A 24,300-nucleotide genomic window follows, 5' to 3' on the forward strand; every position below is an offset into this window, starting at 1 on the left:
CGGCCCGCGCTGCATGAGCATGCCCTTCTGGCGCGAGGACCTCTAAGTCTTTCCGTTTCCGGTGCGGTCCCCCTACAACCGCACCGGTTTCGCCCGTCAAACGGGCACCGCTACTATTTACGTAATTCATTTTTTCGAAAGGATTTGAACCATGGGTGTTAACCTCTCCGGCCGTAGCTTCCTCAAGCTCCTCGACCTCACCACCGAGGAGATCGAGTACCTGCTCAAGCTCTCCAAGAACTTTAAGGACATGAAGCGCGCTGGCGTTCCGCACCGTTATCTCGAGGGCAAGAACATCGTTCTGCTCTTCCAGAAGACCTCCACTCGTACCCGCTGCGCCTTCGAGGTCGGCGGCATGGATCTTGGCATGGGCGTCACCTACCTCGATCCCGGTTCGTCGCAGATGGGCAAGAAGGAGTCCATCGAGGACACCGCCCGCGTTCTCGGCCGCATGTATGACGGCATCGAGTTCCGTGGCTTTGCCCAGGACGACGTCGAGGAACTCGCTGCTAAGTCTGGCGTGCCCGTGTGGAACGGCCTGACCACTGAGTGGCATCCCACCCAGATGCTCGCCGACATCCTGACCGTCCAGGAGAACTTCAACTACGACATCAAGGGCAAGACCCTCGTCTTCATGGGCGACTGCAAGAACAACGTTGCTCGCTCCCTCATGGTCGTCTGCTCCAAGCTCGGCATGAACTTCGTGGCCTGCGGCCCCGAGGAGTGCATGCCCGCCGATGACGTCATCGAGGCCTGCAAGCCCATCGCTGAGGCCAACGGCTGCACCATCAAGCTGACCACCGACGTCAAGGACGGCGTTACCGGTGCCGACGTTCTCTACACCGACGTGTGGGTCTCCATGGGCGAGCCCGACGAGGTTTGGGCCGAGCGCATCGCTCAGCTCACCCCGTATCGTGTCACCTCCGAGGTCATGGCTATGGCCAACCCGGGTGCCATCTTCCTGCACTGCCTGCCCAGCTTCCACGACACCAACACCACCATTGGCGCCGAGAAGTGCGAGCAGTTCGGCATCACCGAGCAGGAGGTCACCGACGAGGTCTTCGAGAGCCCCGCTTCCAAGGTCTTCGACGAGGCCGAGAACCGCATGCACACCATTAAGGCTGTCATGTACGCCACGCTCAAGTAAGAGCATCTAGCATCTCGCTCGGGGTGTATTGCTGCACACCCCGAGCGGTTTTATCTGGTAAAAATCTCGCATCAAGCGGCAGGCACGGCACGGAAGAGCCGCTTCGGGCGAGATCAGTAAATGATTTATGAAGGGGGGATGAGAACTATGACTGAGACCGCTAAGAAAAAGCGCGGTATGCCTTCATCGTTCACCATTCTTCTTGCTCTGCTGGCAATCGTCGCGGTTATCACCGTTATCGTCTCCGGTACGTCCGGTGGCGCGGTTACCGCTGCCCGCTTGAGCGATTTCTGCACCGCCCCGGTCAAGGGCTTCGCTGACGCTCTGCCCGTCTGCCTCTTCGTTATGATCCTCGGCGGCTTCCTCGGCATGATGACCGAGACCGGCGCCCTGGACAACGGCATTGCCGTTCTGGTGCAGAAGCTTAAGGGCAATGAGATCATGCTCATTCCCGTGCTGATGTTCATCTTCTCCCTCGGTGGTACCACCTATGGTATGTGCGAGGAGACCGTTCCCTTCTACGCCCTGCTCGCCGCCACCATGATGGCTGCTGGCTTCGACCCCATGGTCGGCGCTGCTACCGTCCTGCTCGGCGCTGGCTGCGGCTGCCTCGGCTCCACGGTTAACCCGTTTGCCGTCGGTGCTGCCGTTGACGCTCTGACTGGCGTTGGCATTGAGGTCAACCAGTCCATCATCATCGGCCTCGGTGCCGTCCTGTGGATTGTTACCACCGTCATGTCCATCGTCTTCGTCATGAGCTATGCCAAGAAGGTCAAGGCTGACAAGGGTTCCACCATCCTTTCGATGCAGGAGCTCAAGGACGCCGAAGAGGCTCACGGTAAGGCTGCTTCCGAGGTTAACAAGGAGGTCAAGCTCACCGGTCGTCAGAAGGGTGTTCTGATCGCCTTTGCCTTCACCTTCGTCGTCATGATCGTCGGCTTCATCCCGCTGGCCGACCTCAATGAGGGCGTCGCCAACTTCTTCGATGCTGGCGCTGTCTATGACGCCGACGGTAACGCCATCGTTCAGGGCTGGTCTGCCCTGATCACCGGCCTGCCCATTGGCCAGTGGTACTTCGACGAGGCTTCCACCTGGTTCTTCCTCATGGCTGTCCTGATCGGTATTATCGGCGGCCTGTCCGAGAAGCAGATCGTCAACACCTTCATCACCGGCGCTGCCGACATGATGTCCGTTGTCCTCGTTATCGCTCTTGCCCGTGGTATCTCCGTCCTCATGGCCAGCACCGGCCTCGACGTCTACGTCCTCGACGCTGCCGCCAATGCTCTGTCCGGCCTGTCCGGCGTGATCTTCGCTCCCATGAGCTTCTTGGTCTACTTCGGCCTGTCCTTCCTGATCCCCTCGACCTCCGGCATGGCCACCGTCTCCATGCCCATCATGGGACCGCTGGCTGTCAAGCTCGGCTTCTCGCCCGAGGTCATGGTCATGATCTTCTCCGCCGCCATCGGCGTTGTGAACCTGTTCACCCCGACTTCCGGCGCCATCATGGGCGGTCTCGCTCTGGCCAAGATCGAGTGGACGACCTGGCTCAAGTTTGCCCTTAAGCTCATCGTCGCTCTCTCCGTCGTCTGCGCCATCATCCTGACCGTCGCTTGCGTGATGCTCTAAGTACCCAACGGGTACCCCACGGAAACCTTGACGATCCTGTAAAGGATCATCTGGTCATCGTCTGTCCGGTGGGGTCAACCCACCGGTAGACTCCTACCTTTAGCCTCCTCCCGTTCCGTGCGCGGGGGGAGGCGCTCTTGTGTTCCGGCGTTTTACCAAACGCCGGAACCACTCGACGCTGCAAGCCCGCCAGAGCGGCAATCTGACGTTCAATCGTCGGGCATGGCCAAAAGGCCTATGCCCTCCTCTTTCACGTCACCTTGCTCGCTCTGGTGGGCTTTCGCTGACTTATGCTCAACCTGCGGCGCTGCCATTGTTGGCGCAGGGGGCGGCTTGCTCGCTCTGGTGTCTGTTCGCTGTCCGTTCTCTGCCCGCGACGTTTCTGCTGTTGGTGCAAAGGGGTCAGGTTACTTTGCGCCAAAAGGTGAAGTTGCGGTGGAATAGTTCCCGTTTGGCCGTCTTGAGGGGTTAAACAGGAGCTATTTCACCGCAACTTTTCGATGGCGTGTTTGGTTGGTGCCTGTTGATGGTCTGGTTATCGGGGAGGGCGGGCTCCGTTATAATCGCGTAGGAACTTAATTTACGAAACGGGACGGGAGCCATATATGCGCCAGGGTTTCGACAACGCGAAGTATATCGAGCTGCAGGCCGCTCATATTAAGGAGCGCATCTCGCAGTTTGGCGGCAAGCTGTATTTGGAGTTTGGCGGCAAGCTGTTCGATGACTATCATGCCAGCCGCGTGCTACCGGGTTTTGAGCCGGACAGCAAGTTCCGCATGCTCAAAAGCATCGCCGACGATGTCGAGGTTATCATCGCGATCAACGCGAACCACATCGAGAAAAACAAGGCTCGTGGTGACCTTGGCATTACCTATGACGAGGATGTGCTGCGCCTGGTTGACCTGTTCCGCGGCAACGGCTTTGCTGTCGCGGCCGTGGTCATCACCCAGTACGCTGGACAGCCCGCTGCCGATGTGTTCCGCAACCGCCTGAACGCGCTCGGTATTCCCGCCAAGCTGCACTATCCCATCGAGGGGTATCCGCACGATGTCGATCTGATCGTGTCCGACGACGGCTATGGCAAGAACGAGTTTGTCGAGACCACCCGACCGCTCGTTGTCGTGACGGCGCCCGGCCCTGGCTCGGGCAAGCTCGCCACTTGCCTGTCTCAGCTCTATCACGAGCACAAGCATGGCACGGCCGCCGGCTATGCCAAATTCGAGACCTTCCCGGTTTGGAATCTGCCCCTTACGCATCCGGTCAATATTGCCTACGAGGCCGCCACGGCAGACCTCGATGACGCCAACATCATCGACTCCTTCCACCTGGAGGCCTACAACAAGACCACGGTCAACTACAACCGCGACGTCGAGGCCTTCCCGGTGGTCCGTGCTCTGATGGAAAAGATCCTGGGCAAGAGCCCCTACCAGAGCCCCACGGACATGGGCGTCAATATGGTCGGCTTTGCCATCACCGACGACGATGCCTGCCGCGACGCTTCCAAGATGGAGATCGTTCGCCGCTACTTTACCGCGGTCGAAAATGTGCGCCGTACCGGCGTGGGCGATGAGCAAGTCGACCGTCTCAAGATTATTATGAAGAAAGCCGGCATCGATAAGAACTACTCACCGGCACGCTCGGCGGCCCTCACCAGGGAACAGCTGACGGGTGGTCCCGTGGGTGCCATGGTCATGCCCGATGGCTCCGTGGTGACCGGTAAGACCTCCACGCGCCTGGGCGCCGCAAGTTCGCTCATTATGAACGCCCTCAAGCATGTCTCGGGCGTCGACCTTGAGCTCGAGGTCATTAGCGATGAGGCGATCGAGCCCATCAGCAAGCTCAAGACGCATTTCCTGGGTAGCAAAAACCCGCGCCTCCACACCGACGAGACGCTTATGGCGCTGTCGATCACCTCGGCCACGAGTGAGACGGCCGCTCGCGTCCTTTCGGGCCTGGAGCAGTTGCGCGGTTGCGATGCCTTCTTTAGCGTGATCATCTCGCCGACGGACGAGACGGTACTGCGCAAACTGGGTATCAACGTGTGCTGCGAGCCCAAGTTTGAGCGCCGCGGTTTCTTCCATCGCTAAGTTTGAAGCACCGCGGTAATTGCATTGCAGTTTGGCCGTATCGGGTTAGCGCCCGGTACGGCTTTTTGATCAATAAAGTGCCTATTTCGGCGAAAAATAGCCGTTTACCTGCCTAGAAACAATTTGAGCGGTATACAATAACCGTAACTGTTTCATCCTTAGCGGGATGCCGCATGATGGATATTACCTGCCATCGTGAGGTGTGTCGGTCGCGCACGGCGCGTTAGATGCTCGTGCTCGGTTTGAGGAGGCTGCTATGGCGGGCAAGGGTCGTGCGAGTGTCAACGATATGAAGCGTGTCGAGGTGCTGGTGTTGATGGAGATCGACCAGCAAACCGAAGACAATGGCGGGCCGTATGGTTTCTCGCGCAAAACGCTTGCCGAGCGCGTGGGGGTTTCGCCGTATCGTGCCCGCGCCGCAATCGATCGCTTGGATTCCGAAGGCATGATTGATGTCGTCTCGCGTTATAGCGACGACGGCGGTCAGCTTGCAAATGGCATTTGCCTCACCGAACGTGGCGAGTGGTATCTTGAGGGCGTCCGTACCGGCATGCTCGTTCAAGAAATGCTTGAGGACGAGGTTGCTGATCGATAGCAGCATGTAACCCTTGCCATAGCGACGCCGCCTGGGAAACCGGGCGGCGTTTTGTTTCAAGATTGAGAAATGCAATCGCGCGCGAGAAAAATTGCGGACGGTCCGCGGCGCGAGTATTACAATGAAGACCCGTAAGATGTGGATAAACAACTTCTACGGGAAGCGCAGGTAACTCAATATGACCAAGCATGTGTTCGTAACCGGTGGCGTGGTTTCGTCCCTGGGCAAGGGTATCACCGCGGCCTCGCTGGGCCGTCTGCTCAAGTCGCGTGGCTACAAAGTAACGATGCAGAAGGCCGACCCGTATCTGAACGTCGACCCCGGTACCATGAGCCCGTTCCAGCATGGTGAGGTCTTTGTAACCGAGGATGGTTACGAGTCCGACCTGGACCTGGGTCATTACGAGCGCTTTATTGATGAGAACCTGACCCGCGATTCCAACTTTACGACCGGTGCCATCTACAAAAGCCTCATCGCCCGCGAGCGTCGCGGCGACTTTTTGGGCGGTACCGTGCAGGTGATTCCTCACGTCACCAATGCCATTAAGGATAAGTTCCGCCGCATCGAGGAGCAGACCGGCTCCGATGTAGTCATCACCGAGCTGGGCGGCACGATCGGCGACATCGAGTCCCAACCGTTTGTCGAGGCCATTCGTCAGTACCGCAAGGAGGCCGGCCCCGAGAACGTCTGCTACATCCACGTGTCGCTCGTTCCCTATATCGCCGCCGCCCACGAGGTCAAGACCAAGCCCACGCAGCATTCCGTCAAGGAGCTCCGCAGCTTTGGCATCCAGCCCGATATTATCGTGTTGCGCTCCGACCACCATATCGATGACGCTATCCGCGGGAAGATCGCAAGCTTCTGCGACGTCGACACCGATTGCGTCTTTACCAACGAGGACTGCGCGAGCATTTACGATGTTCCGCAGCTGCTTGCCGAGCAGGACTTTGACCTGCGCATTTGCGAGCGCCTGGGTCTGGACCCGCGTGAGCGCGACATGAGCGAGTGGAATGAGTTCCTGCGCAAACAGAATCACGCCAACCATCACGCCGACAAGGTGAAGATCGCCGTCGTGGGCAAGTACACGCAGCTGCCCGATGCGTACCTGTCGGTTATCGAGGCCCTGCACCATGCGGGCGTCTTCTACGATCGCCATGTGGACGTCCAACTGGTCGACGGCGAGAGCCTCGACGAGCAGAATGTCTCCGAGGTTCTGGGCGACGCCTCGGGCATCCTGGTCCCCGGCGGCTTTGGCAAGCGCGCCCTGGAGGGCAAGATCCTCGCGGCCGAGTTTGCCCGTGAGCACAAGATTCCGTATCTGGGCATTTGCCTGGGTATGCAGGTGGCCGTGTGCGAGTTCGCCCGCAACGTCGTCGGCCTTGCCGGCGCCAGCTCCTCCGAGTTCGATCCGGACGGCCCATTTAGCGTCATCGATCTGATGAGCTCGCAGGAGGACGTGACCGAGAAGGGCGGCACCATGCGCCTGGGCGCCTATCCGTGCAAGCTCGCCGCCGATACCCTTGCTCGCGAGGCATATGGCGAGGAGCTCGTCTACGAGCGTCACCGTCACCGCTTTGAGTTCAACAACGCCTTCCGCGACCAGCTTGAGGACGCCGGTTTGGTTATCTCGGGTCTGTCGCCCGACGAGCGCCTGGTCGAGATGGTCGAGCTGCCGCGCGACGTGCATCCTTGGTATGTGGCAACCCAGGCTCACCCCGAGTTCAAGAGCCGTCCGACCAACCCGCAGCCGCTGTTCCGAGAGTTCGTGCGTGCCTCGATCGGTCAGCACGAGGGCGTCGATCGCCTGCAGGTGACGCCCATGAACCTCGCTACGGACTAAGGGTGCCGGCGAACAAAGAACATACCGAAGCTACTCCCTCGTCGCTCGCCGTGGCGGCGGGGGAGTATCTCGATTACCTCGCGGTCGAGCGGGGTTTGGCGCGCAACACGATTGCGGCCTATCGTCGTGACCTGACGACGTACTGCGCGTATCTGGAGCGGGCGGGCATCATGTCTTTTGATGAGGTGACTCGTCAGGTCGTGGAGGGCTTTGTCGCCGACCGTCGCGATGGGGGCTATTCCGATGCCTCGGTGGAGCGTGCGCTTGCGGCCGTGAAGGGCCTGCATGCCTTTTTGGTGCGCGATGGGATTGTGGCCCAAAATCCAACGGCGGCGTTGCGCCTGCCTAAAAAGGCTGAGCGTTTGCCGGAGTATCTATCGGTGGAGGATGTCTCGGCGCTGCTCGATCAAGACTTCCCCGAGGGCGAGATGGGCTTGCGCGACCATGCCATCTTGGAAGTGCTCTACGGATGCGGCTTGCGTGTGAGCGAGTTGGTGGGGCTCGATGTGGGCGATATCCATATCGACGATGGCTTTGTGCTCGTTCGCGGTAAGGGCTCAAAGGAACGCCTGTCCCCGCTGGTGGGAAGCGCGGCGCGAGCTCTGACGCTCTATTTAACTGAGGGGCGTTCTCGCTTGGCGGCCCATGCCCACGGAACCGAGACCTCGGCGGTCTTTTTAAATAAGAACGGCCGCCGTCTGTCGCGCCAGGGCATCCATGCCATCTGTGAGCGCTATGGGCGCCAGGTGGGGCTGGTGGGACTCCATCCCCATACGCTGCGTCACTCCTTTGCCACCCATATGCTTGCGGGCGGCGCAGACCTCCGTGTGCTGCAGGAGATCTTGGGACATGCCGATATATCGACCACGCAGGTCTACACGCATGTCGATCGTACGCAACTTACCGAGGTCTATCTGGCAGCGCACCCGCTGGCACATCGTTAACACATCGCTGGCCTGCATATCTATAGGTATTTGGGGACGGGCCCCAGATTGCCGCGGCGTGCTTTTGCGCGCGCATGGGCAATCTGGGGCCCGTCCCATTTTCGCCACTTGTCGTCGTGGTGGTGGGACGCACGTGCCTTGGGTGGGGGAGTTTGGGGGCGATGTGAACGGCATGTAAAGGGACGCAAAAATCGCCTCAAGGTCAACTTGAAGGTTGAGGTTGAAAGGCGGGGTGCCACAGGTGGCATCCCGCCGTTGCTGTAAACACAACATATTGTGTTTTCGAACATATGATTGGGGGTGTTTTGCAATATATGGTGGGTGGAGTGGTGGGGCGGGGTGGGGGAAGGGGTGGGGAAAGGTGTTGAAAAATGGGGCAGTTCCCCATATTATTAATGACGTCGACAGGCGGGGTGGTTCCCCGCGTACGTGCCATCTGAGTAACCGAGGGGAGGGCGCACATGGGAATGACTGGTGCATACGAGCGCAATCTCGATGCAAAAGGTCGTCTGTCCCTGCCTGCACCCCTTCGCGAGGAGCTTGGAGAGCACGTTCGCGTGTTCAAAGCCCTGGATGTCGATGCTCTGTACGTGTTCTCTGCCGAGGCCTTCGATAAGTGGGTCGAAGGACTCTTCGCGGGTCGTGAGGGCCACGAGGGTTTTAACCCGCGTGACATTAATGACCAGAAGCTCATGAGGGCGATCAACAAGCGCACCACGTCGATGGACGTGGACAGCGCCGGTCGTATCGGTCTTTCCGAGTCTCTCCGCAAGCAGGCGAACCTCGACCGCGAGGTCACGGTTGTGGGCAACTACGACCACCTTGAGGTTTGGGATCGCGCCGCGGCCGATGAGGACGATGACGATGAGGCCCTGCTGGACCTCTTCTTCTCGTAAGGGCAAGGCACGGGTAACGGATGGAGCGTGGGATCTTGACACAAGAATATCGGCATGAACCTGTCATGCTCGGCGAAGTGCTTGAGTCGCTGCGGCTAAAGAGCGGCTCCGTTGTCTGCGATTGCACCCTTGGCGGTGCCGGCCATTCGGTAAAGATGGCCGCGCAGGTGGGGGAGACGGGCCTTTTGCTCGGCGTCGACCAGGACGACATGGCCCTCGAGGCCGCTGGCGCCCGTCTGGACCGCGAGGTTCCCGGCGTTCCGCACCAGCTGCTGAAGGGCAACTTCGGCGACTTGGACGAGCTGCTTTGCTCGGCCGAGGTGCCCGGGGTCGATGGCTTCCTGTTCGATTTGGGCGTTTCGTCGCCGCAACTCGATATCCCTGGCAGGGGCTTTTCGTATAACGAGGACGCCCCATTGGACATGCGGATGGATCCGGGTAATAACACCTTAAACGCAGCTGAGGTCATCAACACCTATAACGAACACGACCTCGCCCGGATTCTACGCGTCTACGGCGAAGAGAAGTTCGCCTCGCAGATCGCGCGCGAGATCGTGCGCCGCCGCGAGCAAGAACCGATCGAAACCACCGGCCAATTTGTCGAGATCATCAAGGCGGGTATCCCGGCTGCCGCTCGTCGGCATGGCGGACACCCGGCCAAGAAAAGTTTCCAGGCCATTCGCATCGAGGTCAATCACGAGCTCGATGTGCTCGAACGAGGGCTTGATGCCGCCACCAGGTGGCTCAACCCGGGCGGACGTATCTGCGTCATCTCGTATCACTCGCTCGAGGACCGTATCGTAAAGAACCACTTTAAGGAGATGAGCCAGGGGTGCACGTGTCCGCCGGAGATTCCGGTGTGCGTGTGCGGCAACGTGCCGATACTCAAGGTCATCACCCGCAAACCCTTGGTTGCCCAGCCTGATGAGGTTGAGCGCAACCCTCGGGCGAGATCAGCCAAAATCCGCGTGGCGCAGCGTCTGTAGGCACGACCGCGCGATATTGGACCTCCCGCTCGCACCATAAACGAAGCTTAAACACACTACCAACGTACTCGGGATGGGAGGCGGCATATCATGGGCTACAACACTTCAAGCGCAGCACTCGCCTATGATATGAACGCCATGCCCGCCTATCGTGAGACGCCGCAGGCCCCCGTTGCTCCCCGTGAGCAGCGCACGCCGCGCTTTGATGTCTACACGGGCGCGGGCCGTCAGGCAAACCAGGCGGTAAGCCCGGTTTTCATGAGCGTTCTTAAAACGTTTTGCATCATTGCGGCCATCTTCATGACGATCGGCGTCGCCCGCGTGGCGCTCGCCGGCGTTACGGCCCAGGTGCTCAACAGCAACGCCGAGCTTACCAACACGCTCGAAAAGGCGACCGATGAGAGCTCCGACCTGGAGGTCATGCATTCGGTCTATGGCGCCGACACGCGTATTCGCGACCTTGCGGGCGCTTATGGCATGGTGGAGCCCAGCGAGAGCGTTACACTTGACTTTTCGCAGGATGCAGCCGCGGGCGCCAACGCGACCGCGACCGCTCAGTAGCAAGACGGTAGCTGAGTATGACAAATGACTATCGCCGCGGTTCCGATGGGGGCCGCGGTTCTGGACATCCCTCGTCGCGGGGACGTTCTGGTTATCAAGGAACGGGTCGGCAATCTTACAACGCCGGGCAGTCCCGTGGCAACGACCCGGCGTCGCGACTTCGCGGCTCGGGCGGCCCTCAAGTGCATAACACCAGGTCGCGCAAGAGTTCGTCGACCGAATGGCTCACAGGCACGCCTCTGCCTCGCCGCAAAGCCGTCATGGGCTTCATTGGGCTTGGCTTGGGCTTGGGCGTCTTTCGCCTTGCCGACTATCAAATTGTCGAAGCCGATAAACTGCGCGAGCGTGCTGATGCGCGTCGCCTGCTTGCGCAGACCCTCTATGCCAAACGTGGCACCATCTACGACCGCAACGGTAACGTGCTGGCGTCGTCGGTCGAATGTCGCAACATCGCCGTGAACCCGCAACTTGTCGAGGACGTTGACAAGACGGTGTCGGCGCTGGTCAAGGCAACTGGAATCGATAAAAAGACCTGCCGCAAGCTCGTCGAGTCCGATGGAACCTGGGTGTATATCAAGCGCCAGGTGGACGAAGACGATGCTGTGGTGCTGGAGAAGAAGAACCTGCCCGGCGTGCTTTTTGAGCAGGCCATGAAGCGCGTATATCCATACGGCAATCTGGCATCGCAGGTGCTGGGTGTAGTGAATGTAGACAACGACGGCTTGACTGGTCTCGAAAAGCAATACAACAAGCTTCTGACTGGCACGAACGGTTCTCTCGTACGCGAGCGCGCGAGGGACGGCAGCTATATCGCGGGCGGTGCCTATAAAAAGGTGGCTGCGGTCGACGGCGTTGATATCGTGACGACGCTCGATGTCAATATCCAGCGTGCGGCTGAGGACGCTCTGGCAGAGGCTGTCGAGAAGACAAAGGCCAAGAACGGCTCGGCTTTGGTCACCGACCCCACGACCGGCGAAATTCTCGCCGCCTGCTCGTATCCGACCTACGACCAGACCGATTTGGAAAACGCCAAGACCGAGGATATGAACCTGCGCCTGGTTACCGACGCCTACGAGCCCGGCTCGGTCTTTAAGACACTCGTGGCGGGCGCCGGCTTCGACTTGGGCGTCGTGCGATCGAGTACGTCGTTTGAGGTGCCGGCGAGCATCAAGGTGGGCGACGATACCGTCACCGATGCCGACAAGCGCGACTATGCCATGACCATGGACGTGCGCGAGATGATGCGCCGTTCGTCCAACGTGGGCTTTGTCCTGGTGGGGCGCAAGATCGGTGCCGACGACTTTGCCGCCTATGTGGACAAGTGGGGCATCGGTCACAGCTCGGGTGTCGATTTTCCGGGCGAGAGCCTGGGCATCGTCAAGGAGCGTGACCAGTATGACGGCGCCACCCTGGGCTCGATGAGCTTTGGACAGGCGCTGTCTGTCTCGCCGATTGAGATCGCACGTGCCGTGGGCGGCATCGCCAACGGCGGCGTGATGATGACCCCGCACTTCTATAAGTCCAGCAAAGGCGACGAGAAGGACTGGGGCGAAGGTGAGCGCGCGATTTCGGAGGACGCTGCCGCCCAGGTGACATCGTGCATGCAGACGGTCGTGTCCGAAGGCACGGGCGTTGGCGGTGCGGTCGATGGCTATGACGTGGCGGGCAAGACCGGTACGGCCGAGCGTGCTGACGAGAACGGTGGTTACCTCAAGGAGAACTACATGTCGTCCTTTATGGGCTTTGCGCCGGCACAATCGCCCAAGGTGCTGTGCTATATCACACTCGATGGAACGCCGAGCGGCTCGGATGCCGCCGCGGTGCCATTCCAGTCCATTATGGCCAACGCACTCGACGTGCTGGGTATCCCGCGCACGAAGTAGGGGGTTACAATCTTTGGGGCGTGGTTTGTTGTCCCATATGAGGGGTGTTCACATGCCCTGCACCACGCATGCGCGGCGCTGGGATACAATACGCCGATAGCATTATTAGGTTTACAGGGGAGCTGCAATGATAGAGATCGCCGTCAACAACCTCGCGGCCTCAACGGGGGCCCGAACCGTGACGGAAGAAGTCGATCGGGTATGCCGCGGGTGCGTTATCGACTCGCGTCAGGTCGAGGAGGGAACGATTTTCGTCGCCTTTCCCGGTGAAAACGTCGACGGCAATGATTTTGCTTCCCGTGCCGTCCAGTCGGGTGCCGGCGCCGTCGTGATGACGCGTGAGCCCGATGCCGAGTTGGTCTCGCTGGCGCAGGACAAGGGCTGTGCCATCCTGCTGACCGATGATCCCGAGGAGTTTCTGCTGCGTTTGGCGCACGCGTATCGCCTGGAGCTTGGCTGCCTGGTCATTGGCATTACCGGTTCCATCGGCAAGACGACGACCAAGGACGTGCTCGCCGCTGTTCTCGCCAAGCGCTATCGTGTCTGGGCCACCAAGGGCAATTTTAATAACCTGATCGGCATGCCGCTCACGGTGCTTTCCGCTCCGGCCGATACCGAGGTCCTGGTGCTCGAGATGGGCATGAACCATTTCCACGAGATCGAGCGCCTGTCCCAGTCCGCCAATCCCAACCTTGCCATCGTGAGCAAGATTGGCACCTCTCATATCGGTATTTTGGGCAGCCGCGAGAACATCGCCCGCGCTAAGGCCGAGATTGTCCAGGGCATGTGCGCCGCCGGCGACTATTTGCCGCTGCTGGTTTTGGGCGGAGAGGACGACTTTACGCCGTTCATTCGCGATACGTTCGCCCGGCCTGCTGGTATCGACGTGATGCTGGCCGGCGTCTCGGACGACGATGAGGTCCGTGCCCGCGACATTCGTGTTGATGACGAGGGCCGTCCGGTCTTTACGCTCGATTTTGGCCAGGGCGAGACGATCGATACCATGCTTGCCATCCCCGGCGTGCAGTCCGTTCCAAATGCCGTTAAGGCCGCCGCGGTTGCCTATCGCCTGGGCGTGACGCCCGAGCAGATCGATGCTGCCTTTAGGGGCCTCACAATCACCGGTCATCGCCAGGAGATCAAGCGCGCCAAGAGCGGTGCCCGCGTCATCGATGATTCCTATAACGCCAGTGCCGAATCCATGGCAGCCGGTCTCGACCTGCTGTGCTCGCTTTCGTGCACGGGGTCTCGCATGGCGATCCTGGGCGAGATGGGCGAGATGGGCGATGAGGCTCCTCGCATGCATGAGCTCGTGGGCGCCTATGCCGCCGCCAAGAAGCTCGACATGCTGGCGTGCGTGGGCGGTGAGCTGGCCCAGCTTATGGCCGATGCCGCACGCATGATGGGCATGGACGAGGACCGCATCCAGGTGTTCTCCGATTATCAGCAGGTGCTCGACCGCATGGGCGGCGCGCTTGAAAAACATGATGTTGTACTGGTCAAGGGTTCCCGCTTTGTTGAGCTCGACCGCTTTGTGGAAGGTGTGTGCTAGCCCATGTTCGGCAATCCCTCGTATCCAACGTATCAGGCTTTTTTGGGGCTTGGCATCGCCGCTGCCATTGCGCTGCTGCTCATGCCGTGGTGGATCAAGCTGCTCAAGGTCGAGGGTATCGGCCAGCAGGTTCGTGCCGACGGCCCCAAGCGTCATTTGGTTAAGCAGGGAACGCCCACCATGGGTGGCGTTGTCATCCTCGTCGCGATCTCGCTGACCTGCCTGCTGATGGGCAAGCTCACCACCGAGCTCGTGCTTGTGCTGCTCGCCACGCTGGCGACCGGCGTGCTGGGCCTGATCGACGACCTGACCTCCGTTACGCATGGGCGCTCGCTCGGTCTGACGCCTCATGCCAAGATGATCGGCCTAACCATTATCTGTGTCACCTTTACGGTACTTGCCGTCAACTGGTGCGGCGTCGCCCCCGAGATTCGTTTTCCCGGTGGGTTGACGATCGACCTTGGCGTGCTTTCGACTACCATCTGCGGCTATTCGTTCCCGTGGCTCTATATTGTCTTTTGCTGGCTGATGATTGCCGGTCTTTCTAATGCCGTGAACCTGACCGATGGCCTTGACGGTCTTGCTGGCGGCACCTCCATGATCGCCATGCTCGCCATGGCTGCCATGGCGTTTTTGCACGGAGACGTGAACCTGTCCATCTTCTGCACCGCGTGTGCCGGTGCCTGCTTGGGCTTTCTGTGGTTCAACTGCTATCCGGCGAGCATCTTTATGGGCGATACCGGCTCGCTTGCCCTGGGCGCCGCGTTTGCCTGCACGTCCATCATGACCAACACCGAGGTCGTCTCCCTCATCATCGGCGGCCTGTTTATCGTTGAGACCCTGTCGGTCATGATTCAGGTTGTCTACTTCCACTTTACGCACAAGCGCGTCTTCCTTATGGCGCCCATCCATCATCATTTCGAAAAGAAGGGTTGGGCCGAGACCAAGGTCGTCATCCGTTTTTGGATTATCGCTGCGGCATTTGGTGCCGTTGGCCTTGCTCTGTTCTTCCAGTTGGGATAGTGGTCTTTCATGCCTCTTGCTGATGTCTTTAGCCTGCTCGTTTTGGGTCAGGGCAAATCCGGCCTCGATGTCGCCCGCTGGGCGCTGGCACATCCAGAGCGCGTAAGCGCCGTTACCGTGTATGGCGGCGGCACCTCTGAGCCCAATGACGCCACGCGTGCGCTCGAGGCTGCTGGTGCGTCGTTTGTCTATGGGACCGAACAGGTCGAGGGCGCCTATGACGTATGCGTGACGTGCCCGGGCATCTCGGAGTTCTCGGGCTTCTTTAAGGCCGGGCGCGAACATGCCGCTCAGATTTTGGGTGAGCCAGAGTTTGCCTATCGTCTGTCGCCCGATAACTGGATTGCCATCACGGGCACCAACGGCAAGACGACCACCACGTCGCTGACTGATTATCTGCTCAAGGCTGCCGGCGAGGCCAGCGTAGCTGTCGGCAACATCGGCGAGCCGCCGGTCAACGAGATTGACGGCCGAGCCCACAACGAGTGGTTTGTGGCTGAGCTCTCGAGCTATCAGATTGCTACGACCACCGAGCTCCACCCTCGTGTGGCTGTGCTGCTCAACATCACTCCCGACCACTTGGGCTGGCATAAGAGCCATAAGAACTATGCGCTTGCCAAGATCAAACTGTTTGACAATATGGTCGATGACGATCTGGCGGTTGTCGACGTCGAAGATGCCGGCATTCACGAGTTCGATGAGTACATCTACACGCCGGGTCGTCGCATCTGCAAGGTTGCCTTTGACGAGCCAGAGGGTGAGGATGTCGCCTTTGTGCGCGATGGCAAGATGATCGTGCGCCTGAAGGGCGTCGAGACCCCGCTCATCGCTACATCCGAGCTCAAGATCTCGGGCCATCACAATGTTATCAATGCCTTATGTGCCGCCACGGCTGCTCTGGCCGTCGGTGCCGATGTCGATGGTGTCCGCCGCGGTCTGGCCTCGTTCCAGCCGCTCGAGCATCGCGTGGAGCCGTGCGGCGAGATTGACGGTGTGCGCTACGTCAACGATTCCAAGGCGACCAACACCGACGCGGTCGAGAAGGCACTGACGGCATTTCCCGATGACGACGTGATCTTGCTGCTCGGCGGCCACGATAAGGGCACGCCGCTCACGGACTTCGCGCGCGTTGTTATGGATAACGTGCGCTCGGTCGTCTGCTTTGGCGATGCGCGCGAGCGCTTCACCGCCGCTATGGACGAGGCCGATGTCGATGGCGATGTGGATATCGCCCAAGCGGATGACCTACGCGATGCCGTGGACGTTGCCCGTTCGCTGTCGAGCCGTGGCGACGTGATCTTACTTTCTCCTGCCTGCTCTTCGTTCGATGAGTTCTCGGGCTATGAGGAGCGCGGACGCGTGTTTAAGGACTATGTGGCCCAGCTTGCCGCTGCAGCGAAATCGCAAATGGAATAGGGGTTGCCGGTGAGAGAGGAGAGCCCCCGACAAGGTATGAGGAGGCCCGACTCGGACCGTGCTTCCTCGCGGCGTAGCACACCGCGTTCCGGTCGCGGCGGGCGGTCGTTTAGCGAACGCTATATTGCCGGCGTTCCCGCCCGTATCATGCGCCCCCGGTTGATATTCATGGCCTGCCTGTTTACCTTGATGTGCTTTGGCCTGCTGATGGTGTACTCGGCATCTTCGGTCGAGGCACTGCACGAGAATGGTTCGGCGACGTTTTTTTTGGGTCGACAGGCCGCGTTTACCGCGATCGGTGTTCTAGCGCTGATTGCCATCGTGCGCGTTTTGCCGGACAGCTGGTTTGGGGAGGATGTGCTCAGGATCTTCCTTATCGGCATGATGCTCTTGCTTCTGCTGGTTTTCTTGGTGGGCAGCGGCAGCCGTGGCGCCACGCGCTGGCTCAACATCGCCGGCATTCAGTTCCAGCCTTCCGAGTTTTTAAAGCCATTTGCCATCGCGTATTCGGCCATCATGCTCGACCGCTTCTTTTCGCCCGGTGGCAACATCAACGAATTCCTTCGCAAGATGGGCATCTACCTGGGCATTTCGCTCTTTCTGATCTTTATCCAGCCCGATTTCGGTACCGTCCTGATCATCCTGTTGACCCTCATGTGCATGGCGTTGTTCGCGGGTCTCGACCCCAAATTCATCCTCGGCGTGATAATCTTCGGCATTCTCGTGATCGTGATTGCGCTTGTCGCAGAGCCGTACCGTATGGTGCGTATTCAGGTTGCCTTGAACCCTTGGGCCGACGAGTATGGTGACGGCTATCAGGCCACGCTTGCGATCATGGCCTTTGCCTCGGGTGGTCTGTTCGGCCGTGGCATCGGCAACTCAACCATGAAGTACTCGTATCTTCCCGAGGCGCACAATGACTACATCCTGGCCATCATTGGCGAGGAAGTTGGCTTTATCGGAACCGTGCTGTTCTTCTTGGTGTTTGCGATGCTGATCTACTCGGCGTTTCGCATTGCCGAGCAGGCGACCGACCGTCGCGGAGCGCTTATGGCGTCTGGCTCCGCGGTCATCCTTGCGGTGCAGTTTTTGATCAACGCGCTGGGCATTCTCAATGTGTTTCCCATGACGGGCAAGCCGCTGCCGTTTATTAGCTACGGCGGCTCGTCGATTATTGTGTCGCTTATGTTCGCCGGTCTGATCCTGCGCGTTTCGTACGAGAGCGCCCGTCGCGATGAGCATGACCGCCGCCGTGAGAGCTTTGCCGTTATGGACGAGAGCACCGCCGGCGTGGCCCATGTGCGCGGTGAACGACCTTCGCGTGGCGGCTTTACCGTTCTGGATGGCTCTGCGACCGAGCCGGCAGCCCGTCCGCGTCAGCGAACGGCGCCGCAAGGTCGTCCGCAGCGCCCCAGCCCTCGCAACGCGGGCGGCGGATATAATCGAATCGATTTGAACTCGGACCCGTCGGCGCGTCTGCGCACCGACGACCAGGGACCGCGTGTACGAAGGGACTACCATGACCGATAAGATGACCGTTGCTATTGCAGCCGGCGGCACGGCAGGACACATCAACCCCGCGCTCGCCTTGGCCGAAGAGCTGCGTGACCGTGGCCACCACGTTGTGTTCGTGGGCCAGTCGCGCAAGCTCGAGGGTCGTCTGGTCCCCGAGGCTGGGTTTGATTTTGTGCCCATTACGGTCACGGGCTTCGACCGCTCCCGTCCCTGGACGGCGCTGACCTCGCTGTGGCGTGTCAACAAGGCCAAGCGTGCGCTCGCCAGTCATTTCTCAAAGGTCGGCAAGCCCGATGCTGCCATCGGTTTTGGTGCCTATGTCGAGGTTCCGCTGCTGGGGTGGTGCAAGGGCGCAGGCGTTCCGTATCTGCTACATGAGCAGAACTCTGTTCCGGGCCTGGCCAACAAGATGATGAACTCCCACGCCGCTCGCGTGTGCATCTCGGTGCCGGCAGCGCGCTCGGTCTTTGAGCGCGAAGGTGACCCTGACCACGTGCTCATGACCGGCAACCCCGTACGTCGCTCGGTGATCGAGGGCGATCGCGCTCGCGGCCGCAAGGCACTTGGCGTTCCCGAGGACGCTACGCTGCTGCTCGTCTTTGGCGGTTCACTTGGCGCCCAGCACCTCAACGAGCGCGCGGTTTCGCTCAAAAACGGGCTGCTTTCGCGCAAGAACCTCTATGTGTTGCATTCGACGGGTGCCGACGGCTTTGAGGAGACCGAGCGCGCTTTGGCGCTGACGCCCGAGGAGGCGAAGCGTTACCGCGTCCAGCCTTACATCGACAACATGGGCGATATGCTGGCTGCTGCCGATTTGGTGCTCTCGCGTTCGGGTGCATCGAGCGTGGCCGAGATCGCTGCGCTCGCCGTGCCCTCGATACTCGTGCCGTATCCGCATGCGACGGCCGACCACCAAACCACCAATGCCCGTTATCTGGTCGACGCCGGGGCCGGCGTGCTCTGTGCCGATGCCGATATCGACGGTTCTGCCTTTGCCGATGAGCTGCTGCACCTGGTCGATGACGCGGCAGAGCGCGACGTCATGCGTCAGGCGGCGCGTGGTCTGGCTCAGGATAGGGCCGCCGCTCTTCTGGCCGATGCGGTAGAGGGTTTGCGTTAGTTAGACGGGATATCGTCGGTCGCCCTCGCGCTGATGCGGTAGGTGCGGTACAGTTAACGGGTTACAGGCAGTGTTTACGCAAGGAGTACACGAGCACATGGCTGATTCCCAGACTGCAACCTCCGCGCCCGAGTTTAAGAGCGCCCACTTTATCGGTATCGGCGGCGCCGGCATGAGCGGCATCGCCCTCGTTCTGCACGAGCGCGGTTATGACGTTACCGGCTCCGACCTTAAGACGTCACGTTATATCCGCCAGCTTACACGCGCTGGTGTGAAGGTGCATGTGGGCCATGAGGCAGCCACGATCGACGAGGTCAAGCCCGACGTGGTTGTTGTCTCCACCGCTATTCCGGAGTCCAACCCTGAGCTCGTGCGCGCTCGCGAGCTGGGCATTCCCGTGTGGCCCCGTGCCAAGATGCTCTCTGCTTTGGGCCACGGCTACACTACCGTCGCTGTTGCCGGCACGCATGGCAAGACCACCACGTCTTCGATGTGCGCCACCATGCTCGACCGCATGGGTCTGGATCCGAGCTTCTTGATCGGCGGCATCGTCGAGGGCTATGACACGAACGGCAAGAACGGCTCGGGAGACTACTTTGTCGCCGAGGCCGACGAGTCCGACAGCTCCTTCCTGTTCCTGAACCCCAACGTGGTCATTGTGACCAACGTCGAGGCCGACCACCTCGATCACTACTCGGGTATCGAGGAGATCGAGGCAACTTTCGCCAAATTCATGAGCCTGGTGGGCGAGGACGGCACCGTCATCGTCTGCGGCGAGGACCCGCATCTGGTCGAGCTCGCCAAGTCGACGGGCCGTCACGTGCTTTCCTACGGCTTTGCCGAGAGCAACGACATCGTCTGCGTGCACCCGGATGTCAAGGGCATCCAGAGTGACTTTATCGTTCGCTTTGAGGACGGCACTGAGCACGCTGTGGAGATCAAGAGCAATCCCGGTCGCCACAACATGCTCAACGCCACGGCCGTGCTCACCGTCGCCCATGTCCTGGGCCTTGACATCGACGCCGCCGCCAAGGCGCTCTCGAGCTTTGAGGGCGTCCGCCGTCGCTTTACCCACGTGGGCGATATCGATGGCATCACCGTGGTCGATGATTACGGCCATCACCCCACCGAGATCAAGGCGACGCTTGCCGCCGCTTCGTCGCTGGGCTACAAGCACGTCGACGTCGTGTTCCAGCCGCACCGCTATTCGCGCCTGCAGGCCCTGTGCGACGACTTTGCCGATGCATTTGCCAATGCCGATAAACTGCTGCTGATTGATGTGTTCTCGGCTGGCGAGATGCCCATTCCGGGTGTCACCTCTAAGATGCTCGCCGATGCCGTGCGCGCCAAGCATCCTGGCAAGGAGGTCGTGTACTGCTCCAGCCGTCTTGAGCTCAATCAGGAGCTCGAGCAGATGGTGGGCGAGGGCGACCTGCTGCTCACCATGGGTGCCGGCGACGTTACGACCGTCGGTCCCGAGTTCATTGAGTATCTGACTGCCAAGAAAGACGCTTAAGTCTAATGGGTCTGTTTAACGCCGTCATGGCGCTCTCGGGCATGATCGACACGGATGTGATCGAGGACGAGCGCCTTGCGCGTCATACGAGCTATCGTATCGGCGGCAAGGCCGACCTCTTTGTGACGTGCCATAGCTATCATGCCCTCCGCCGCGCCGTGGCGGTGCTCGATCGCGAGCAGGTGCCGTGGGTCATCATCGGCAAGGGCTCCAATCTGCTGGTTGCCGATGGCGGTTATCGCGGTGCCGTCATTTCGCTCGGACGTGAGTTTCAGCGCACGGTTGTTGCCGATGACGGTTGTACGCTGACGGTCGGTGCGGGCGTGATGTTTGCGCGCCTGGTCAACGATGCCCTGTCGCGTAGCCTCTCGGGCCTTGAGTTTGCCGTTGGCATTCCTGGTTCGGTCGGCGGTGCGATATCTATGAATGCCGGCACACGGACCGAGTGGATTGGCTCGCTGGTTGAGGATGTCGTAACGTTTGACCCGGCATCCGGTATCAAGCATTATGCGGGGTCCGAGATCACTTGGGGCTACCGCGAATGTAGCCTTCCCCGCAATGAGATCATCCTCGAGTGCGTGTTCAAGCTTAAACCGGCGCCCAAGGCCGACATTCGCGAGCGCATGGAGCGGTACCTTACAAGGCGCAAGCGTACGCAGCCCATGGGTCGCGCATCCTGCGGGTCTGTCTTTCGCAACCCGCCCGATGCGAGTGTGGGCAAGCTTATCGAGGATTGTGGATTAAAGGGTTTTTCAATTGGCGGCGCGGAAGTTTCGCCCGTTCACGCTAATTTTATCGTTAATAACGGAACTGCCTCGGCCGATGACGTTGCCGCGGTTATCAGACATGTGCACGGAAAGGTGAGGGAGGCGTATGGCATCGAGCTCAGACCGGAAGTTAAATTCCTCGGCTTCTAGAGCATCGAAACCCACCTTCCGCCGCGCCGGAGGGCGTTCCGGCGCGCCTGCCAAACCTCAACGCAATACCGTCGCGCACTCTAAGTCTGTCGGGCATGCTCGACAGACCAGTCGTCCGGTCGTCGGCTCGCAGCTCGGTAATCGTCCAGCCGCAAAAAAGTCCTCGCGTCCCTCGGTGACGTCAAAGCCTGTTATGGGCGCCAAGCCTGCCCGTCCCATGGCAGCTCCCAAGCCCTCGACGGGAACTAAAGCGGCGCGTCCAGGTCGCACGCTGGGCGCATCGAAACCGCGCTCGCTGACATCGGTGCCGGCTACCGCCAAGAAGCCTTCGAGTAAAAAAGGTTTCAACCCGTTATCTTCACTTGGAGCGATGGCAAATAAAACATCAGACGCCGCTTCTGTCGTTACAGGCAAAGGCAAAATCGTGGGCGGCGTTCTGGCCGTCTTGGCCGTGCTCGTCGTCGTTGCCATCGTGGTGATCAACTCTGGATTGTTTACTGCCACTGATATTCAGATTCAAGGCAGCGAGCATGTGACGAAGCACGATGCTATCCAGCTGATCGACTTGCCCGAGGGAACGTCGCTTTTTAACGTCGATCCCGACCAGATTACCGAGGATCTCAAGCAGAACCCGTGGGTTTCGGGCGTGGATGTCCAGCGCCAGTTTCCCCATACGCTTATCATCACGCCGACGGAGCGTAAAGTTATCGCCATTGCGTATATCAGCTCCGACGACCTTGCCTGGGCTATCGGAGACGATGACACCTGGATCGCCCCGCTGTCGACGTCGGTCGAAGTGGACGACCAGGGCAACGTCATCACGACAGGGCAGGGCTCAAATACCTTGACCGGAATCGATGCCGCGCTGGCGCTCGCCAAGCATTATGGCGCGGTGTTGTTGACTGATGTCTCGGCGGATGTCGCTCCGGTTTCCGGCCAGGCGGTTAACTCCAAAGCCGTTAAGGCCGGCCTGGATTATGTGCGTGGTTTTTCGAGCGAGTTCTTGGGACAAGTCAAGGATATTTCCACGCCTTCGGTCGAAGCCATCTCGGCAAACCTCAATAACGGCATTGAGGTGTCGCTGGGCGATTCGGACGATATCGCCAAGAAGGAACGCGTAGTCACCAAGTTGCTTTCGCAGGTAGAGGGCGTAACGTATATCAATGTGCGCTCTCCGGGCAACTACACATTTAGGAATGCTCCGACCTCGTAGCGCTGGTTGATGCTTTGTTGAGGGGCCATACCACGCCGTTTATCTGGTTTGTTTGGTTTTCACGGTCAATTATTTGACTGATACGTTCATAATGTGCAAACATAATACGGTTTACCTTTGCATTTACTTTCAACCTGAAGGTTAATGTGCGCAGGGGTCGACCCATGCTATGGCTATAACCTTTGTTCGGAGGACCGACATGCACGAGACAGAGATCAACAACTACCTTGCCGTCATTAAGGTGGTCGGCGTCGGCGGCGGCGGTACCAACGCGGTCAATCGAATGATCGAAGAGGGCATCCGCGGCGTCGAGTTTGTTGCCATCAACACCGATGCTCAGGCACTCGCGATCTCTGATGCCGATATCAAGGTGCACATCGGCACCGACCTTACCCGCGGCCTGGGCGCCGGCGCCAATCCCGAGGTTGGCCGCAAGGCTGCCGATGAGTCCCGCGACGACATTGCCGAGGCGCTTGCTGGCGCCGACATGGTGTTTATCACCTGCGGCGAGGGCGGCGGCACCGGTACCGGCGCTGCTCCCATCGTTGCCGATATCGCGATGAACGAGGTCGGCGCACTGACCGTCGCCGTCGTGACCAAGCCCTTCACCTTCGAGGGCCGCAAGCGTAAGAAGAGCGCCGAGGAGGGCATCAAGACCCTCTCCGATTGCGTCGACACCATGATCGTCATTCCTAACGATAAGCTGCTCGACATCGCCGAGAAGAAGACCACCATGCTCGAGGCCTTCGCGATTGCCGATGGCGTCCTTTCCCAGGGCACCCAGGGCATCACCGACCTCATCACCGTCCCCGGTATCATCAACCTGGACTTCGCCGATGTTAAGACCATCATGAAGCAGGCCGGTACCGCCATGATGGGTATCGGTACCTCTTCTGGGGATACTCGTGCCGTCGACGCTGCCCAGCAGGCCATCTCCAGCCCGCTGCTCGAGAGCTCCATCGATGGTGCCACGCGCGTGCTGCTCTCCATCGCCGGTTCCAAGGACCTGGGCATCCAGGAGATCAGCGACGCCGCCGACGTTGTCGCCAACGCCGTCGACCCCGAGGCGAACATCATCTTCGGTACCGTTGTCGACGAGTCCCTGGGCGATCAGGTGCGTATCACCGTCATCGCTACGGGCTTCTCCGATTCCAACGTCAACCGTCAGGACGAGCTCTTTGCTGCTCAGCAGTCTCAGAGCAAGGCCGCTGCCTCCGCTGAGCCGCAGCGCACCGCTCCGGCTGCCAGCCCGGCTCAGGCCGCTCCGACCCGCAACGTCGGTGGTACCGAGCTGCCCAACTTTGGCAACGACCAGTTCGAGCTTCCCGACTTCCTGAAGCGCGGCAGCTTCTAGTTCGTTTTTCTCAACGACCTGCACGGGGTGTGTCCATTTGGATGCACCCCGTTTTGTTTCTCGTTTGTAAACGAAAGCCTCCAATCTCCTTACGTTCCCTTTACGTTTG

19 protein-coding genes are annotated in these 24,300 nt (G+C 59.9%); all 19 read left to right on the forward strand.

All coding sequences use genetic code 11. The features are described 5' to 3' along the window. Positions 1 to 151 precede the first annotated feature (151 nt). The 19 genes from argF (at position 152) to ftsZ (ending at position 24,191) form a co-directional block, all read left to right on the forward strand. Positions 152 to 1,147, forward strand: coding sequence for an ornithine carbamoyltransferase (gene argF, locus DWZ15_RS03660; RefSeq protein ID WP_117584234.1), 996 nt, complete (start codon positions 152 to 154; stop codon positions 1,145 to 1,147). 138 nt (positions 1,148 to 1,285) lie between these two features. Beyond that, positions 1,286 to 2,773 (forward strand): YfcC family protein, encoded by a 1,488-nt coding sequence (locus tag DWZ15_RS03665; RefSeq protein WP_369833210.1) that lies wholly within the window; start codon positions 1,286 to 1,288, stop codon positions 2,771 to 2,773. A gap of 605 nt (positions 2,774 to 3,378) precedes the next feature. Next, positions 3,379 to 4,860: a DUF1846 domain-containing protein gene (locus DWZ15_RS03670; RefSeq protein WP_006234276.1), complete on the forward strand. Its 1,482-nt coding sequence runs from the start codon at positions 3,379 to 3,381 to the stop codon at positions 4,858 to 4,860. 256 nt (positions 4,861 to 5,116) lie between these two features. Continuing rightward, positions 5,117 to 5,455: a hypothetical protein gene (locus DWZ15_RS03675; protein ID WP_040358312.1), complete on the forward strand. Its 339-nt coding sequence runs from the start codon at positions 5,117 to 5,119 to the stop codon at positions 5,453 to 5,455. Between the two features lie 178 nt (positions 5,456 to 5,633). Then, positions 5,634 to 7,295 (forward strand): CTP synthase, encoded by a 1,662-nt coding sequence (locus DWZ15_RS03680; RefSeq protein WP_055286060.1) that lies wholly within the window; start codon positions 5,634 to 5,636, stop codon positions 7,293 to 7,295. A gap of 2 nt (positions 7,296 to 7,297) precedes the next feature. Then, positions 7,298 to 8,239 carry a site-specific tyrosine recombinase XerD gene (gene xerD, locus DWZ15_RS03685; RefSeq protein WP_199580022.1) on the forward strand — a complete coding sequence of 314 codons (942 nt, stop codon included), beginning with the start codon at positions 7,298 to 7,300 and terminating at the stop codon, positions 8,237 to 8,239. 461 nt (positions 8,240 to 8,700) lie between these two features. Beyond that, positions 8,701 to 9,135, forward strand: a complete 435-nt coding sequence (locus tag DWZ15_RS03690) for a division/cell wall cluster transcriptional repressor MraZ (protein WP_006234269.1) — start codon at positions 8,701 to 8,703, stop codon at positions 9,133 to 9,135. 20 nt (positions 9,136 to 9,155) lie between these two features. After that, entirely contained in the window at positions 9,156 to 10,121 is a 966-nt protein-coding gene (rsmH, locus tag DWZ15_RS03695; protein WP_006234266.1) for a 16S rRNA (cytosine(1402)-N(4))-methyltransferase RsmH, read from the forward strand. A gap of 90 nt (positions 10,122 to 10,211) precedes the next feature. Beyond that, a complete protein-coding gene (locus tag DWZ15_RS03700) occupies positions 10,212 to 10,682 on the forward strand; it encodes a hypothetical protein (RefSeq protein ID WP_022094483.1) in 471 nt (156 codons plus the stop codon). Positions 10,683 to 10,942: 260 nt separating this feature from the next. Then, a complete protein-coding gene (locus tag DWZ15_RS03705) occupies positions 10,943 to 12,565 on the forward strand; it encodes a penicillin-binding protein 2 (RefSeq protein ID WP_118449471.1) in 1,623 nt (540 codons plus the stop codon). Between the two features lie 127 nt (positions 12,566 to 12,692). Beyond that, a complete protein-coding gene (gene murF / locus DWZ15_RS03710; RefSeq protein ID WP_118449473.1) occupies positions 12,693 to 14,117 on the forward strand; it encodes a UDP-N-acetylmuramoyl-tripeptide--D-alanyl-D-alanine ligase in 1,425 nt (474 codons plus the stop codon). 3 nt (positions 14,118 to 14,120) lie between these two features. Next, positions 14,121 to 15,140, forward strand: a complete 1,020-nt coding sequence (mraY, locus tag DWZ15_RS03715; protein ID WP_089571579.1) for a phospho-N-acetylmuramoyl-pentapeptide-transferase — start codon at positions 14,121 to 14,123, stop codon at positions 15,138 to 15,140. A 9-nt stretch (positions 15,141 to 15,149) separates the two neighbouring features. Beyond that, on the forward strand, positions 15,150 to 16,556 hold the full coding sequence (murD, locus tag DWZ15_RS03720; protein ID WP_118449475.1) for a UDP-N-acetylmuramoyl-L-alanine--D-glutamate ligase: 1,407 nt from the start codon (positions 15,150 to 15,152) through the stop codon (positions 16,554 to 16,556). A 168-nt stretch (positions 16,557 to 16,724) separates the two neighbouring features. Then, positions 16,725 to 18,086, forward strand: coding sequence for a putative lipid II flippase FtsW (ftsW, locus tag DWZ15_RS03725; RefSeq protein ID WP_158572491.1), 1,362 nt, complete (start codon positions 16,725 to 16,727; stop codon positions 18,084 to 18,086). After that, on the forward strand, positions 18,076 to 19,191 hold the full coding sequence (gene murG / locus DWZ15_RS03730) for an undecaprenyldiphospho-muramoylpentapeptide beta-N-acetylglucosaminyltransferase (protein ID WP_118449479.1): 1,116 nt from the start codon (positions 18,076 to 18,078) through the stop codon (positions 19,189 to 19,191). The genes ftsW and murG overlap by 11 nt, the downstream gene beginning before the upstream one ends. A gap of 97 nt (positions 19,192 to 19,288) precedes the next feature. Then, a complete protein-coding gene (murC, locus tag DWZ15_RS03735) occupies positions 19,289 to 20,707 on the forward strand; it encodes a UDP-N-acetylmuramate--L-alanine ligase (protein WP_118449481.1) in 1,419 nt (472 codons plus the stop codon). 5 nt (positions 20,708 to 20,712) lie between these two features. After that, positions 20,713 to 21,624: a UDP-N-acetylmuramate dehydrogenase gene (murB, locus tag DWZ15_RS03740; RefSeq protein WP_117564655.1), complete on the forward strand. Its 912-nt coding sequence runs from the start codon at positions 20,713 to 20,715 to the stop codon at positions 21,622 to 21,624. A gap of 193 nt (positions 21,625 to 21,817) precedes the next feature. Continuing rightward, complete coding sequence (locus DWZ15_RS03745; RefSeq protein ID WP_233544628.1) at positions 21,818 to 22,837, forward strand: cell division protein FtsQ/DivIB; 1,020 nt, start codon at positions 21,818 to 21,820, stop codon at positions 22,835 to 22,837. Positions 22,838 to 23,036: 199 nt separating this feature from the next. After that, complete coding sequence (ftsZ, locus tag DWZ15_RS03750) at positions 23,037 to 24,191, forward strand: cell division protein FtsZ (protein ID WP_055251674.1); 1,155 nt, start codon at positions 23,037 to 23,039, stop codon at positions 24,189 to 24,191. Positions 24,192 to 24,300: the final 109 nt, after the last annotated feature.

Source organism: Collinsella sp. AF29-7AC (genome assembly GCF_003475665.1).
Taxonomy (GTDB): Bacteria; Actinomycetota; Coriobacteriia; order Coriobacteriales; family Coriobacteriaceae; genus Collinsella.

Bases quoted from the DNA above. Each gene is read 5' to 3' on its own strand.
- rsmH (WP_006234266.1), top strand. From the start codon at position 9,156: ATGGAGCGTGGGATCTTGACACAAGAATATCGGCATGAACCTGTCATG.
- DWZ15_RS03670 (WP_006234276.1), top strand. From the start codon at position 3,379: ATGCGCCAGGGTTTCGACAACGCGAAGTATATCGAGCTGCAGGCCGCT.
- mraY (WP_089571579.1), top strand. From the start codon at position 14,121: ATGTTCGGCAATCCCTCGTATCCAACGTATCAGGCTTTTTTGGGGCTT.
- ftsW (WP_158572491.1), top strand. From the start codon at position 16,725: ATGGCCTGCCTGTTTACCTTGATGTGCTTTGGCCTGCTGATGGTGTAC.
- murC (WP_118449481.1), top strand. From the start codon at position 19,289: ATGGCTGATTCCCAGACTGCAACCTCCGCGCCCGAGTTTAAGAGCGCC.
- ftsZ (WP_055251674.1), top strand. From the start codon at position 23,037: ATGCACGAGACAGAGATCAACAACTACCTTGCCGTCATTAAGGTGGTC.
- murB (WP_117564655.1), top strand. From the start codon at position 20,713: ATGGGTCTGTTTAACGCCGTCATGGCGCTCTCGGGCATGATCGACACG.
- DWZ15_RS03675 (WP_040358312.1), top strand. From the start codon at position 5,117: ATGGCGGGCAAGGGTCGTGCGAGTGTCAACGATATGAAGCGTGTCGAG.
- DWZ15_RS03745 (WP_233544628.1), top strand. From the start codon at position 21,818: ATGGGCGCCAAGCCTGCCCGTCCCATGGCAGCTCCCAAGCCCTCGACG.
- murD (WP_118449475.1), top strand. From the start codon at position 15,150: ATGCCTCTTGCTGATGTCTTTAGCCTGCTCGTTTTGGGTCAGGGCAAA.
- DWZ15_RS03690 (WP_006234269.1), top strand. From the start codon at position 8,701: ATGGGAATGACTGGTGCATACGAGCGCAATCTCGATGCAAAAGGTCGT.
- murG (WP_118449479.1), top strand. From the start codon at position 18,076: ATGACCGATAAGATGACCGTTGCTATTGCAGCCGGCGGCACGGCAGGA.
- murF (WP_118449473.1), top strand. From the start codon at position 12,693: ATGATAGAGATCGCCGTCAACAACCTCGCGGCCTCAACGGGGGCCCGA.
- DWZ15_RS03680 (WP_055286060.1), top strand. From the start codon at position 5,634: ATGACCAAGCATGTGTTCGTAACCGGTGGCGTGGTTTCGTCCCTGGGC.
- argF (WP_117584234.1), top strand. From the start codon at position 152: ATGGGTGTTAACCTCTCCGGCCGTAGCTTCCTCAAGCTCCTCGACCTC.
- DWZ15_RS03705 (WP_118449471.1), top strand. From the start codon at position 10,943: ATGGGCTTCATTGGGCTTGGCTTGGGCTTGGGCGTCTTTCGCCTTGCC.
- DWZ15_RS03700 (WP_022094483.1), top strand. From the start codon at position 10,212: ATGGGCTACAACACTTCAAGCGCAGCACTCGCCTATGATATGAACGCC.
- DWZ15_RS03665 (WP_369833210.1), top strand. From the start codon at position 1,286: ATGAGAACTATGACTGAGACCGCTAAGAAAAAGCGCGGTATGCCTTCA.